This is a genomic window from Synechococcus sp. BA-120 BA3 (genome assembly GCF_034931285.1).
Taxonomy (GTDB): domain Bacteria; phylum Cyanobacteriota; class Cyanobacteriia; order PCC-6307; family Cyanobiaceae; genus Cyanobium.
Genome location: NZ_JAYGHZ010000240.1, coordinates 1 through 562, shown reverse-complemented (window position 1 = coordinate 562; position 562 = coordinate 1). Strand labels below are relative to the sequence as shown.

Annotated in this window: 1 protein-coding gene; it reads right to left on the bottom strand. The window is 74.4% G+C overall.

Going from position 1 to position 562, the window contains the following annotated elements; all coding sequences use genetic code 11:
- On the bottom strand, nucleotides 1-562 hold a 562-nt coding region (locus VB737_RS07535; protein ID WP_500312288.1), incomplete at both ends, for an ArnT family glycosyltransferase.

The window sequence follows — 562 nt, the reverse complement described above, 5'->3', positions numbered from 1 at the left end:
GCGGCGAAGCGGGCCAGGGAGGCGGCCGGGGGCTGGGGCCAGGTGGGGCACCAGGAGCGCCGCAGCGGTCCGATCGCCCGGGCCAGGCCGACCAGCAGCAGCGGGGGGACGGGCAGGCTGGCCACCAGCATCACCGGCACGAAGAACCACCACGGCTGCAGGTGGCGGTTCACCACCTCCGTGAAGCGCTGGAGATTGTGGTAACCGAAGAAGCTGTCCCAGAAGGGACGGCCCTCGCTGTAGAGGGCCAGCAGGTACCAGGGGGCCGCCACCAAGGCGGTGAGCGCCAGGCCCCGCAGCGGCCGCAGCCGCCGCCACAGCCCGGCGACGTCGGCCTGGAGCCAGCCGAACAGCAGCAGGGTGAGGCCCAGGAGCACCACCGCCACCGGCCCCTTGGCCAGCACGGCCAGCCCGAGCACGGGCCACGGCAGCCACCAGCGTCGGCCTGGGTCGGCGTAGGCCTGCCAGCAGAGCAGCAGCGCCAGGGCCACCAGGCCGCTGAACAGGGAATCGCTCACCGCCGTGCGCCCCCAGGCGAGCACCAGGGGGGAGAGGCCGAAGG